The 12,855-nt window shown below is 65.7% G+C and carries 8 protein-coding genes; all 8 read right to left on the bottom strand.

What is annotated here, in order from left to right; genetic code table 11:
- Positions 1-12: 12 nt before the first annotated feature.
- The 8 genes from mlaE to AC1RQG_RS21525 all read right to left on the bottom strand — a co-directional run bounded on the left by mlaE (position 13) and on the right by AC1RQG_RS21525 (position 12,855).
- Positions 13-798 (bottom strand): lipid asymmetry maintenance ABC transporter permease subunit MlaE, encoded by a 786-nt coding sequence (mlaE, locus tag AC1RQG_RS21560; RefSeq protein WP_493134420.1) that lies wholly within the window; start codon positions 796-798, stop codon positions 13-15.
- The gene (locus AC1RQG_RS21555) at positions 795-1,598 is read right to left on the bottom strand and encodes an ABC transporter ATP-binding protein (protein WP_493134418.1); all 804 of its coding nucleotides are present in this window, start codon (positions 1,596-1,598) and stop codon (positions 795-797) included. Before AC1RQG_RS21555 ends, mlaE begins: the two co-directional genes overlap by 4 nt.
- A 238-nt stretch (positions 1,599-1,836) precedes the next feature.
- Entirely contained in the window at positions 1,837-3,300 is a 1,464-nt protein-coding gene (locus tag AC1RQG_RS21550) for a glutamate synthase subunit beta (protein ID WP_493134416.1), read from the bottom strand.
- 72 nt (positions 3,301-3,372) lie between these two features.
- Positions 3,373-8,097, bottom strand: a complete 4,725-nt coding sequence (locus AC1RQG_RS21545) for a glutamate synthase-related protein (RefSeq protein WP_493134414.1) — start codon at positions 8,095-8,097, stop codon at positions 3,373-3,375.
- A gap of 227 nt (positions 8,098-8,324) precedes the next feature.
- Entirely contained in the window at positions 8,325-9,056 is a 732-nt protein-coding gene (locus AC1RQG_RS21540; RefSeq protein ID WP_493134412.1) for a transposase, read from the bottom strand.
- Positions 9,057-9,181: 125 nt separating this feature from the next.
- Positions 9,182-10,828, bottom strand: coding sequence for a methyl-accepting chemotaxis protein (locus tag AC1RQG_RS21535; protein ID WP_493134410.1), 1,647 nt, complete (start codon positions 10,826-10,828; stop codon positions 9,182-9,184).
- Positions 10,829-10,982: 154 nt separating this feature from the next.
- Positions 10,983-11,663 (bottom strand): response regulator transcription factor, encoded by a 681-nt coding sequence (locus AC1RQG_RS21530; RefSeq protein WP_493134408.1) that lies wholly within the window; start codon positions 11,661-11,663, stop codon positions 10,983-10,985.
- A 37-nt stretch (positions 11,664-11,700) separates the two neighbouring features.
- Positions 11,701-12,855: a PAS domain-containing sensor histidine kinase gene (locus AC1RQG_RS21525; RefSeq protein WP_493134406.1), complete on the bottom strand. Its 1,155-nt coding sequence runs from the start codon at positions 12,853-12,855 to the stop codon at positions 11,701-11,703.

The following is a 12,855-nucleotide window of genomic DNA, read 5'->3' as shown; positions in this document are numbered from 1 at the left end:
CTCAAACGGCGCCTATTTGCTGAACATCAAGGCCGTCAGCATGAAGTCCAGCCACCAGATGGCCAGCGACGACAGCACCACGGTGCGGGTGGTGGCGCGCGCCACGTCTTCCGGCGTGGGCTGCGACTCGTAACCCTGGTACAAGGCGATGAAGGTGATGGCGATGCCGAACACCACGCTCTTGAAGAAGCCGTTGAAGATGTCTTTCCAGATGTCGACGCCGCCCTGCATCTGCGACCAGAAGGCGCCGTCGTCCACGCCGATCAGCTTGACGCCGACCAGATAGCCGCCGAACACGCCGACGGCGCTGAAGATCGACGCCAGCAGCGGCACGGCCACCACGCCGGCCCAGAAGCGCGGCGCCAGCACGCGCTGGATGGGGTTGACGGCCATCATCTCCATGGCCGACAGTTGCTCGCCCGCCTTCATCAGGCCGATCTCGGCCGTGAGCGAGGTGCCGGCGCGGCCGGCGAACAGCAGGGCCGTGATGACGGGGCCCAGTTCGCGCGTCAAACCCAGCGCCACCAGCAGGCCCAGCGACTGCTCGGCACCGTATTTGTTGAGCGTGTAATAACCCTGCAGGCCCAGCACCATGCCCACGAACAGGCCGGACAGGGTGATGATGAGCAGCGAGTAGTTGCCGATGAAATGCAGTTGCTCGACCACGAGGCGCGGCCGCTTGAGCATGCCCGGCGACAGGCCCAGCATGGCGCCGAACATGCGCGCGCCATAGCCGACGCTGGCGATCTGCTCGCGCACCGTGGCGCCCAGCCGGGCCAGCAGGTTCTCGGCGATCATGGCCGGCCTCCCAGGCCCAGGTCGTCGGCCAGCGATTTGCCCGGGTAGTGGAACGGCACCGGGCCGTCCGCCTCCGCGTGGACAAACTGTTTCACATAGGGATCGGTCGACACTAGCATGTCGTCCGGCGTGCCGTGGGCGACGATCTTGCCCTGCGACAGGAAATACACGTAATCAGCGATGGCGAAACACTCCTTGACGTCGTGCGACACGAGGATGGTGGTGGAGCCGAGCGCCGTGTTGAGGTTGCGGATCAGGTTGGCCGTCACGCCCATGGAGATGGGGTCGAGGCCGGCGAACGGCTCGTCGTACATGATCAGTTCCGGGTCCAGCGCGATCGAGCGGGCCAGCGCCACGCGGCGCGCCATGCCGCCCGAGATCTCGGCCGGCTTGAGCTTGGCGGCGTTGCGCAGGCCGACCGCGTGCAGCTTCATCAGCACCAGGTTGCGGATCAGTTCCTCCGGCAAATCCGTGTGCTCGCGCAGGGGGAATGCCACGTTCTCGAACACGGTCAAGTCCGTGAACAGCGCGCCGTGCTGGAACAACATGCCCATTTTGCGGCGCAGCAGATACAGGTCCTCGGTCTTGAGCTGGTGCACCACCTCGCCGTGCACGGTCACCTGGCCCTTGTTGGGCCGCAACTGGCCGCCGATCAGGCGCAGGACGGTGGTCTTGCCGCTGCCCGAACCGCCCATGACGGCCACGACTTTTCCGCGCGGGAAGTCCATCTGGAGGCCCGACAGGATGGGGCGCTTTCCATAGGAGAAATGTAAATCGCGGATTTCGACTAGATTGGGCACATCGGTACTCATTTTTTGGGATGCCGTATTGTAGTGCAGAAAGACACAACTCTGCTGGCGCCGCCCCGATTCGAGGGGGCAAATGGCAGATAATACAACACTAATGAACGAAAAGTCAGCAAGTTACAATTGGAAACCAGTTTAATTTGTTGCGTTGCACCAATCCGCCACGAAAAAAGCCGGAAGCGGCGGGTGGGGGCACCCGCCGGCTTCCGGCCTGATGGAGCGTGACTGCGCCTTAGCGTGGCAGCACGGACGAACCCATCAGGAATTCATCGACGGCGCGCGCGCACTGGCGGCCTTCGCGGATCGCCCACACCACCAGCGACTGGCCACGACGCACGTCGCCGGCCGCGAACACTTTCGGCGCCGAGGTCTGGTAGCAGCCGTCGCCGTCCGTGGTGGCCTTGGCGTTGCCGCGGCCATCCTTCTCCACGCCGAAGGCGTCGAGGATCTGCTGCACGGGCGAGACGAAGCCCATGGCCAGCAGCACCAGGTCGGCCTTCATTTCGAATTCCGAATCCGGCACTTCCGTCATCTTGCCGTCTTTCCACTCGACGCGGCAGGCGATCAGCTTTTCAACCTTGCCGCCCTTGCCTTCCAGGCGCTTGGTGGCCACGGCCCAGTCGCGCGAGCAACCCTCGTCGTGCGAGGACGAGGTGCGCAGCTTGGTCGGCCAGTACGGCCACACCAGCGGTTTGTTCTCCTGCTCGGGTGGCATCGGCATCAGTTCGAACTGGGTCACGGACGCGGCGCCGTGGCGGTTCGAGGTGCCCACGCAGTCGGAACCGGTGTCGCCGCCGCCGATCACCACCACGTGCTTGCCGGTGGCCTTGATCTGGTCCTTGACCTTGTCGCCGGCGTTGACCTTGTTCTGCAGCGGCAGGAAGTCCATGGCGAAATGCACGCCCTTCAGTTCGCGGCCCGGCACGGGCAGGTCGCGCGGCTGCTCGGCGCCGCCGGCCAGCACCACGGCATCGAAGTCCTTGGCCAGGTCTTCGGGGAAGATGGTTTCCTTGGCCCAGTTGTTGACGTTGGCCGGGAAGTCCTTGCCCACCAGCACGCTGGTGCGGAACACCACGCCTTCGGCTTCCATCTGCTTGATGCGGCGGTCGATGTGCGACTTCTCCATCTTGAAGTCGGGGATGCCGTAGCGCAGCAGGCCGCCCACGCGGTCGCTCTTCTCGAACACGGTCACGGCGTGGCCGGCGCGGGCCAGCTGCTGGGCCGCCGCCAAGCCGGCGGGGCCGGAACCGACCACGGCCACTTTCTTGCCGGTCTGCTGGGCCGCCGGTTGCGGCACCACCCAGCCATGTTCCCAGCCTTCGTCGATGATCTTGTGCTCGATCGACTTGATGCCGACCGGGTCCTCGCTGATGCCCAGCGTGCAGGCGGCCTCGCACGGCGCGGGGCAGATGCGGCCCGTGAACTCGGGGAAGTTGTTGGTCGAGTGCAGCACGTCGAGCGCCTCGCGGTAGTTGCCGCGATACACCAGGTCGTTCCAGTCGGGGATGATGTTGTTGACCGGGCAGCCGTTGTTGCAGAACGGGATGCCGCAATCCATGCAGCGCGCGCCCTGGATCTTGGCCTGCTCGTTGGTCAGCGGGATGACGAATTCCGCATAGTTCTTGAGACGGGCGGCAGGCGGCAGATAGCCTTCTTCCTGACGCTGAAATTCCATGAAGCCGGTGATTTTACCCACGATAAATCCTCAAATAATGTGCTGGCGGGGGGCAGGCCGTGGCCTGCCCTCGGTCGTAATGTGCTGGTTGGCTCAGGCGGCCTTTGGCTGCACGACGGACGCTTCGTTCGCCATGTCCTCGGCCAGTTCGGCCAGCGCGCGCTTGTACTCGCTCGGGAACACCTTGACGAACTTGCCGCGGCCCTCGGCCCAGTTGTCGAGCAGGTAGCGGGCGCGGGTGCTGCCGGTGTGCTTGAAGTGACGCTCGATCAGGCGCTTGAGGATCACTTCGTCCGCTTCCGGCTCGCCGTCGCGGTGCTGGCTGTGCCAGGTGGCGCGGTCCACTTGCTGCTCGCTCGCCGTCAGCACCGATTCCAGGCGCACCATGGCGGTGTTGCACTTGCCGGCGAAATCGCCGTCCGGGTCGTACACATAGGCGATGCCGCCCGACATGCCGGCCGCGAAGTTGCGGCCCGTGGCGCCCAGCACCACCACCGTGCCGCCGGTCATGTATTCGCAACCGTGGTCGCCCAGGCCTTCCACCACGGCCGTGGCGCCGGAGTTGCGCACCGCGAAACGCTCGCCGGCCACGCCGTTGAAGAAGGCTTCGCCGGCGATCGCGCCGTACAGCACGGTGTTGCCGATGATGATGTTATCGACCGCCCAGCCACGGAATTCCGTGTTCGGACGCACGATGATGCGGCCGCCCGACAAGCCCTTGCCCACGTAGTCGTTGCCTTCGCCCACCAGGTCGATGGTGATGCCGTGCGCCAGGAAGGCGCAGGCCGACTGGCCCGCCGTGCCCTGCAGCTGGATGTGGATGGTGTCGTCCGGCAGGCCGGCGTGGCCGTAGCGCTTGGCCACTTCGCCCGACAGCATGGTGCCGACCGTGCGGTTGACGTTGCGCACCGGCGAGATGAACGAGACGCGCTCGCCCTTCTCCAGCGCGGCCTTGGCTTGCGCGATCAGCTTGTGGTCGAGCGCCTTGTCCAGACCGTGATCCTGCTCCTCGGTGTGGTACACGGACTGGCCGTTGATCACTTCCGGCTGGTAGAACACGGAGCTGAAGTCCAGGCCCTTGGCCTTCCAGTGGGCCACGGCCTTCGACTTGTCGAGCAGGTCGGCGCGGCCGATCAGCTCGTCGAAGGTGCGGATGCCCAGTTGCGCCATCAGCTGGCGGGCTTCCTCGGCCACGAAGAAGAAGTAGTTGACCACGTACTCGGGCTTGCCCGAGAACTTGGCGCGCAGCACCGGATCCTGGGTGGCCACGCCCACCGGGCAGGTGTTCAGGTGGCACTTGCGCATCATGATGCAGCCTTCGACCACCAGCGGCGCCGTGGCGAAGCCGATCTCGTCGGCGCCCAGCATGGCGGCGATCACGACGTCGCGGCCGGTGCGCATCTGGCCGTCGGCCTGGACCCGGATGCGGCTGCGCAGGCCGTTCAGCACCAGCGTCTGCTGCGTTTCCGCCAGACCCAGTTCCCACGGCGTGCCGGCGTGCTTGACCGACGACAGCGGCGAAGCGCCCGTGCCGCCGTCATGGCCGGCCACCACCACGTGGTCGGCCTTGGCCTTGGTGACGCCGGCGGCCACGGTGCCGATGCCCACTTCCGACACCAGCTTGACCGAGATCGAGGCGCGCGGGTTGGCGTTCTTCAGGTCGTGGATCAGCTGGGCCAGGTCTTCGATCGAGTAGATGTCGTGGTGCGGCGGCGGCGAGATCAGACCCACGCCCGGCACCGAGAAGCGCAACTGGGCGATGTATTCGGACACCTTGTGGCCCGGCAGCTGGCCGCCTTCGCCCGGCTTGGCGCCCTGCGCCATCTTGATCTGGATCTGGTCGGCCGAGTTCAGGTACTCGGCGGTGACGCCGAAGCGGCCCGACGCCACCTGCTTGATGCGCGAGCGCATCGAATCGCCTTCCTGCAGCGGGATGTCGACCACCACGCGGTCCTTGCCGACCACCGACGACATGGTCTCGCCCTGCTTGATCTTGATGCCCTTCAGCTCCATCGCGTAGCGGGCCGGATCCTCGCCGCCCTCGCCGGTGTTGGACTTGCCGCCGATGCGGTTCATGGCCACCGCCAGCGTGGCGTGCGCCTCGGTCGAGATCGAGCCGAGCGACATGGCGCCGGTGGCGAAGCGCTTGACGATCTCCTTGGCCGGTTCCACCTGCTCCAGCGGGATCGCCTTGGCCGGGTCCAGCTTGAACTCGAACAGGCCGCGCAGCGTCAGGTGGCGCTTGCTCTGGTCGTTGATGATCTGCGCGTACTCCTTGTAGCTGGAGAAGTTGTTGGCGCGGGTCGAGTGTTGCAGCTTGGCGATCGCGTCCGGGGTCCACAGGTGGTCCTCGCCGCGCACGCGGAACGCGTATTCGCCGCCCGCGTCCAGGTGGTTGGCCAGCAGCGGATCGTCGCCGAACGCCAGGTGGTGCAGGCGCAGCGCCTCCTCGGCCACTTCGAACACGCCGATGCCTTCCACGTTGGAGGCCGTGCCCTTGAAGTACTTGTCGACCAGCGACTTGTTGAGGCCGATGGCCTCGAAGATCTGGGCGCCGCAGTACGACATGTAGGTCGAGATGCCCATCTTGGACATCACCTTCATCAGGCCCTTGCCGATGGCCTTGGTGTAGTTGTAGATCGCCGTTTCGCCCGACAGTTCGCCCGGCATGTCGTGCGCCAGTTCGATCAGGGTCTCCATCGCCAGGTAGGGGTGGACGGCTTCCGCGCCGTAGCCGGCCAGCAGCGCGAAGTGGTGCGTCTCGCGGGCCGAGCCGGTTTCCACCACCAGGCCGGTGGAGGCGCGCAGGCCCTTGCTCACCAGGTGCTGGTGAATGGTGGAGGTGGCCAGCAGGGCCGGGATGGCGACGCGGTCGGCGCACACCGAGCGGTCCGACACGATCAGGATGTTGTGGCCCGATTTGACGGCGTCCACGGCTTCCGCGCACAGCGAGGCCAGGCAGGCTTCCACACCGTCCTTGCCCCAGGCCAGCGGGTAGCAGATGTTCAGCTCATACGACTTGAACTTGCCGCCCGTGTGGCCGCTGATGCCGCGCAGGCGGGCCATGTCGTCGAAGCCGAGGATGGGCTGCGACACTTCGAGGCGCATCGGCGGGTTGACGTTGTTGGTGTCGAGCAGGTTCGGTTTCGGGCCGATGAACGACACCAGCGACATCACCATCGCTTCGCGGATCGGGTCGATCGGCGGGTTGGTCACCTGCGCGAACAGCTGCTTGAAGTAGTTGTACAGCGGCTTGAGCTTGTTGGACATGACGGCCAGCGGCGAGTCGTTGCCCATCGAGCCGGTGGCTTCCTCGCCGGCCACGGCCATCGGCGCCATCAGGAACTTCAGGTCTTCCTGGGTGTAGCCGAACGCCTGCTGGCGGTCCAGCAGCGACGGCACGGCCTTCTCGCCGGGCGCGGCCGTGTACTTGGCGCGGTTGTGGCCGAGCTGGCTTTCGCTCAGCTTGATCTCGTTGAGCTTGATGCGCACGGCGTTGATCCACGCCTTGTACGGCTTGGCGTTGGCGTAGGTGTCCTTCAGCTCCTTGTCGCCGATGATGCGGCCCGCTTCCAGGTCGATCAGGAACATCTTGCCCGGTTGCAGGCGCCATTTCTGGATGATCTTCGATTCGGGGATCGGCAGCACGCCCGATTCCGAGGCCATCACCACCAGGTCGTCGTCGGTCACGATGTAGCGGGCCGGACGCAGGCCGTTGCGGTCCAGCGTGCCGCCGATGTAGCGGCCGTCGGTGAAGGCCATGGCGGCCGGGCCGTCCCATGGTTCCATCATGGCGGCGTGGTATTCGTAGAAGGCGCGGCGGTTGTCGTCCATCAGGCCGTGGTTTTCCCACGCCTCCGGGATCATCATCATCATGGCCTGGGCGATCGGGTAGCCGGCCATCAGCAGCAGTTCCAGCGCGTTGTCGAAGCAAGCCGTGTCGGACTGGCCCTCGTAGATCAGCGGGAACAGCTTGTTCAGGTCGTCGCCCAGCACGGCCGACTTCATCACGCCTTCGCGCGCGCGCATCCAGTTGAAGTTGCCCTTGACGGTGTTGATCTCGCCGTTGTGGGCGATCAGGCGGTACGGGTGGGCCAGCGGCCACTCGGGGAAGGTGTTGGTGGAGAAGCGCTGGTGCACCAGGGCCAGGGCCGACACGCAGCGCGCGTCCTGCAGGTCCTTGTAGTACACGCCCACCTGGTCGGCCAGCAGCAGGCCCTTGTAGACGATGGTGCGGGCCGACATCGAGGCCACGAAGAATTCCTTGCCGTGGATCAGCTTCAGGGCCTGGATCGCGTGGCCCGACGATTTGCGGATCACGTACAGTTTGCGCTCGAGCGCGTCGGTCACCATGATGTCGGCGCCGCGGCCGATGAAGATCTGGCGGATCACCGGTTCCTTGGCGCGCACGGTGGGCGACATCGGCATGTCGCAGTCGACCGGCACGTTGCGCCAGCCCAGCACGACCTGGCCTTCGGCGCGCACGGCGCGTTCGATTTCCTGTTCGCAGGCGATGCGCGACGCGTTTTCCTTCGGCAGGAACACCATGCCGACGCCGTATTCGCCGGGCGGCGGCAGTTCGATGCCCTGCTTGGCCATCTCGTCGCGGTAGTACTGGTCCGGGATCTGGATCAGGATGCCGGCGCCATCGCCCATCAGCGCGTCGGCGCCCACGGCGCCCCGGTGATCGAGGTTCTTCAGGATCAGCAGACCCTGTTCAATGATCGAGTGGCTCTTGTTGCCCTTGATGTGGGCGACGAAACCGACGCCGCAGGCGTCGTGTTCATTGGACGGATCGTACAGACCTTGGGCTTTCATGGAGTTCTCCGCTGCAATTTGGAATATCGAAGCCCTAGAGTAGTGCAATGCAGCAGAAACTTCAACAATAACAATTAGGGTCGGAGTCGAATTAATTTTTTAAACGATGCCATGAAAATTAATTGGGGACAGAGTGAATGCAAGCGCAAAAAGCGACGATCAGGCGGTCAACGACACAAAAGGGTCTGACCCCTAGGGGGTCTGACCCTGGTTTTGGCCGCCAGGGGTCAAGCCCCGGGGTCTGTCCCGGCGGTCACTGCCGCGTCGGCGGGCGCCTGCTTGAACGGCCGTCCGCGCTTGGCCGGCAGCACCTGGCGCTGCAGCTTCTGCTCCAGCGCCCGCTTGTACTCGTCCGATCCCAGCGGCCAGCCCTTGAGTACGGCGCGGTTGATGGTGTCGACCTGTTCCGCCGTCAGCGCCGCCTCGCCCAGCGCGATGTAGGCCGCCTCGCGCTGGAATGGCGTGTTGCCCAACGCCCAGTATTGCGGATGGTCGGTGATCAGCGGATCGACCTGCAGGCCCGCGTGGTGGGCGTAGCTGGACCACGGATAGTCGGCCGCCGCCGCCACCAGCCCGGCCCGCACCGGGTTGAATTCGATGTAGCGGCTGCAGGGCAGGAAGAAATGCTCGGCATCGACCACCGACGTTTTATAGCGGCCATTCCACAGCGTGCCGCTGCGGCCGTATTTCTGGTTGAAGTAGGGCACGTAATGGCGGCCTATCCATTGCATCATGTGGCCCAGCCCGTCCGCGTCGGACGGCGTGACCAGCAGGTGCACGTGGTTGGGCATGAGCACGTAGGCGTGGACGGCGACCTTGTCGTTGCGGGCGGCCGTGCGCAGCCAGCCGAGGAAGGCCAGGTAGTCGGCCGTGTCCAGGAACACGGGCTGGCCATTGTTGCCGCGCTGGATGACGTGGTGCGGCTGGTTGGGAATGATGAGGCGGGGCAGACGGGCCATGGTGCGAACGGGGAAAAGTGAAGCCGGCGGGGGCGGCGGAAACGCTTATCTTACCCGCTCGCCGCCACTCCGTCCCCGATTATTTCTCCCCGTGGACAACCCAGCCCCGCTCTGTCCCCATTAAATCAGAATTCTTCCCATTCGGGCGCCGGCGCCGTTTTCTTGCCGGGGCGGACGGCGGGCAGGGCGGTGCGCGGCGCGCCCGACGGCAGCGCGCGCGTCCCGGCGTGCCCCGTCAGCTGGAACACGCTCACCACCTCGGCCAGCGCCGAGCTCTGCCCCTGCAGCGAGGCGGCGGCCGCCGCCGCCTCCTCCACCAGGGCCGCGTTCTGCTGGGTCACCTGGTCCATCTGGGAGATGGCGCGGTTGATCTGCTCGATGCCCAGCGTCTGTTCCGTGCTGGCGGCCGTGATGTCGCCGATGATGTCGGTCACGCGGCGCACGTTGACGACGATTTCCTTCATCGTGCTGCCGGCCTGGTCCACCAGGCGGGCGCCGGCCTCGACCTTGTCGACGGAATCGCCGATCAATTCCTTGATCTCCTTGGCGGCGGCGGCGCTGCGCTGGGCCAGGTTGCGCACCTCCGAGGCGACGACGGCGAAGCCGCGCCCCTGCTCGCCGGCCCGGGCCGCTTCCACGGCCGCGTTCAGCGCGAGGATGTTGGTCTGGAAGGCGATGCCGTCGATCACGGCGATGATGTCGACGATCTTGCGGGCCGATTCGTTGATCATGCCCATGGTGCCGACCACTTCCTCGACCACGGTGCCGCCCTTGACGGCCACTTCCGACGCCGACAGGGCCAGCGTATGGGCCTGGCGCGAGCTGTCGCCGTTCTGCTTGACGGTGGCCGTCAGCTGTTCCATCGACGAGGCCGTCTGTTGCAGCGAGCTGGCCTGCTGCTCGGTGCGGGCCGACAGGTCGAGGTTGCCGCTGGCGATCTGGCTGGAGGCGGTGGCGATGGTCTCCGTGCCCTGGCGCACCTGGCCGACGATGTTGACCAGGCTGGCGTTCATGTCCTTCAGCGCCTGCAGCAGCAGGCCGGTCTCGTCGGCGCTGCGCACGTCGATCTTGCTGTTGAGGTTGCCGGCCGCCACCGTCTGCGCCACCTGCACGGCCTTGTGCAGCGGCCGCGTGATGGACACGGCGATCAGGTAGGCGAACCAGCTGCCCAGCACCAGCCCGCCGGCCACCAGCGCCAGCAGGAAGCGCTGGCCGTCGCGGTACTGCTGCTGGACTTGCGCGGCCAGCGTGCGGCCGACGTCGGCCTCGTAGGCGCCGATCTTCTCCACATTGTTCAGGTAGGCGGCGAACTGGCCTTCCAGCTTGGTGTCGACCAGCTGGCGGGTCGCCTCCTGGTCGGTCTTTTTGAGTTTGAACACGGCGTCGCGGGTGGCGGCGTAATCCTTGCGCACGCTGGCCACGCCCTCCAGCAGGACCTTCTCCTCGGCACTGTCGAGCATGGGTTCGAGCTGCTTCTGGATGGCGTTCACGCGGGCGCGGGTGGCGGCCGCCTGCTGCGCCTCGGTGGGCGACTCGGCCTGGTCCGAGTTGCGCGCGAACGCGATCACGCGGATGCCGGAAATGCTGATCAGGTTATGCCATTCGGCCGTCAGACGCTCCTTGAGCATGGCTTCGCTGACCATCTTCTCGGTCAGCCGCCCCACCTCCTGCAGGCGCCAGATGCCGGCCGCCGCCATCGCCATCATCAATACCAGGATCAGGCCGAAGCCGCCCCCTAGCCGTACCCCTATCTTCAAATCGGAAATCTTCATCGCGAACTCCCCAGCCGTGGACAAGGCGCCCATCTGTTGTCCGGTGAACCGGCTAGATGGCGCGTGGAAAGTTCATACTACGTGATGAATAGCGGGAGAAAACTCACATATTCCCACAAGCAACAAAAATATCGTTGGTTTTATTGACTAAAAGTCAAGAGAGGTTGAAGCTGGCCGACAGGCTGTAGCCTTCGCCGTAGGCGCTGCGCAGCGGCAGATCCTGGCCCAGGCCGGTGCGCGCCTTCTTGCGCAAACGATACACCAGCATGTCGACGCGGCGGCCGGCGTCGGGGTCGTCGCCGCCGATGCCGGCCACGATCACCTGGCGCGGCACGGGCCGGGTGTTAATGGTGAGCAGGTGCAGGAAGTTGCATTCCTTTTCCGTCAGCGTGATGGCCAGGCCCGCCAGTTCAAGTTGACGGGCCGACACCCGCAACGTCCACTTGCTGGGCACGGGCACCGGATCCTGCGGCCCCACGCGCCGGTCCAGCGCCTCGATGTGGGCGGCCAGCTCGGGGAATTTGATGGGCTTGGTCAGATAATGGTCGGCGCCCAGGCGCAGGCCCAGGATGCGGTTGTCGAACGCCACCCGGCCCGTCAGCACCAGCAGGCCGATCTGCGGATAGAGCTGGCGCATGCGCGGGATCACATTGAAGCCATCCTCATCGGGCAAGCCCAGGTCGAGCACCACCACCCCCACCTTGCCCTGGCTGAGGGCCGACCACATCTCGCTGGCGTTGTTGGTGATGTGCACCTCGTGTTCAAGCTCAGTCAAAAACTCTGCCATTTCCTCGGCATAGTCCAGATTGTCTTCCACGATGAGTATTTGCGTCATTGATGCGCCATTCGGTCCGATGAGTGAGCAATCGTGCTCAGTTCTGCCCCGTGGCAGAGTGAACTTGCGTCGGGGAATTATCACTGCTGCCTAGTGCTTGTGCAAGGTTTTTCCCGGCGGCGGCGGCGGCCGGCAACCAAATCCGACATTCCACGCCGCTTTCAGGAAGATTCTTCAGCTCCAGGGTGCCGCCGTGCACGTCGACCACGGCCCGCGCCATGTACAGGCCCAGGCCCGAGCCGGCTATGCCGGCCGCGTTGGCGCCACGGAACGACTTGTCGCACACGCGCGCCAGGTCGGCCGCCGCGATGCCGTCGCCATGGTCGCGCACCACGAACTCGATGCCGCCGTCCATTGCCTTTTTACCTATCAATTCTATCGCGGTATCGGGCTTTGTGTACTTAATTGCATTGTCGAGCAACACTTCTATTGCCAGCCGCAAGCCATCCGGGTCGCACCGTATCCACTGCGGCAGGCCGCCGCACTGCACGGTGATGGCGGCGCGCCGGGCGCGGGCCTGGGCGGCGGCCGTCTCCAGCAACGCCTGCGGCGACAGTTCATTGGGTTGGCGGACGCGGCCGATGCTGGCCAGCCGCTCGGGCGACAGGTAGTCGTCGACCATGGCCAGCAGGCGGTCCACGGCCGTCTGGATCTTGCGGTAGCGCTTGCGCGTGGCCTCGTCGTGGTGGCCGCCCGTCATCTCCAGGCGCTGGATGGCGCCGTCGATGGTGGCCAGCGGGGTGCGGAATTCGTGCGACACCATGGAGGCGAATTTCTTTTGCTGCTCGGCCAGCGCGCGCTGCGCGCTCAGGTCGCGCACCACGCCCACCAGCGTGGCGGGCCGGCCGTCGCCGTCCAGCACCACCGTCGATTCGATCTCGACCGGCACCAGGTGGCCGTCGGCGTGCGGCTGCTCGGACTGGCGCAGCACGCGCATGCGGCCGAGGTCGCCGGCCGCCAGCCGGGCCAGCCGGGCCGGCAAATCGGCCAGCAGACGGGCCGCCAGCGCTTGCGCCGTGTCGAGCCGGTAGCCGAACTGGCGCTCGGCCGCCGGGCTCAGATAGGTCAGCCGACCGCTGGCGCAGTCGACCATCCAGCTCACTTCGCTGCTATGGTCGAGCAGCAGCCGGTAGCGGGCCTCGTTCAGACGGGCCTCGCGCAGCGCTGTTTCGCATTCCTGAGCTGTTTGCAT

Source organism: Rugamonas sp. GW822-FHT03B10, assembly GCF_058801745.1.
This window is presented reverse-complemented; position numbering and strand designations above follow the sequence as displayed.

Excerpts from the sequence above, each read along its gene's own strand:
- mlaE (WP_493134420.1), bottom strand. The coding sequence starts at position 798 with ATGATCGCCGAGAACCTGCTGGCCCGGCTGGGCGCCACGGTGCGCGAG.
- AC1RQG_RS21535 (WP_493134410.1), bottom strand. The coding sequence starts at position 10,828 with ATGAAGATTTCCGATTTGAAGATAGGGGTACGGCTAGGGGGCGGCTTC.
- AC1RQG_RS21545 (WP_493134414.1), bottom strand. The coding sequence starts at position 8,097 with ATGAAAGCCCAAGGTCTGTACGATCCGTCCAATGAACACGACGCCTGC.
- AC1RQG_RS21540 (WP_493134412.1), bottom strand. The coding sequence starts at position 9,056 with ATGGCCCGTCTGCCCCGCCTCATCATTCCCAACCAGCCGCACCACGTC.
- AC1RQG_RS21530 (WP_493134408.1), bottom strand. The coding sequence starts at position 11,663 with ATGACGCAAATACTCATCGTGGAAGACAATCTGGACTATGCCGAGGAA.
- AC1RQG_RS21525 (WP_493134406.1), bottom strand. The coding sequence starts at position 12,855 with ATGCAAACAGCTCAGGAATGCGAAACAGCGCTGCGCGAGGCCCGTCTG.